Source organism: Streptomyces sp. SID12488, from assembly GCF_010548275.1.
Lineage (GTDB): Bacteria > Actinomycetota > Actinomycetes > Streptomycetales > Streptomycetaceae > Streptomyces.
In genome coordinates, this window is the sequence record NZ_JAAGLT010000125.1 from 1 (window position 1) to 450 (window position 450).

Consider the following 450-nt stretch of genomic DNA (forward strand, 5'->3'; position numbering starts at 1 on the left):
ACTGCGGCGGGACCGGGACCTGTTCGCCTTCCGGGTAGCGGGCTTCCAGCTCCGCGTAGCGGCGGTCCAGTTCCTCGCGCGAGGCGATGACCGTCGACTGTTCGCTGGCCCAGGCGCCCAGCTTGGAGCCGTGGGGGCGGGAGCGGAAGTACGCCGCCGTCTCGTCGCGGCCGATGCGGGAGGCCGTGCCCGTCACGATGACCTGGCGGGCGATGGGGGGGCAGGGGAAGAGCAGGGAGACGTAGGGGTTGGCGGCGAGTTCGCGGCCCTTGCGGGACTCGTAGTTCGTGAAGAAGACGAATCCGCGCTCGTCGAACTGCTTCAGGAGCACCGTGCGCGAGCTGGGGCGGCCGTCCGGAGTCGCGGTCGAGACGATCATCGCGTTGGGCTCGAAGACGTTCTCCCCGGCCGCATCCTCGAACCAACGGGCGAACTGGCCCATCGGCTCCT

At 70.0% G+C, this 450-nt stretch carries 1 protein-coding gene; it reads right to left on the bottom strand.

Annotated features, from left to right (window positions below; genetic code table 11):
• Window positions 1–450, bottom strand: a 450-nt coding sequence (pdxH, locus tag G3I56_RS42810) for a pyridoxamine 5'-phosphate oxidase (protein WP_164418955.1), incomplete at both ends; no start/stop codon positions are given.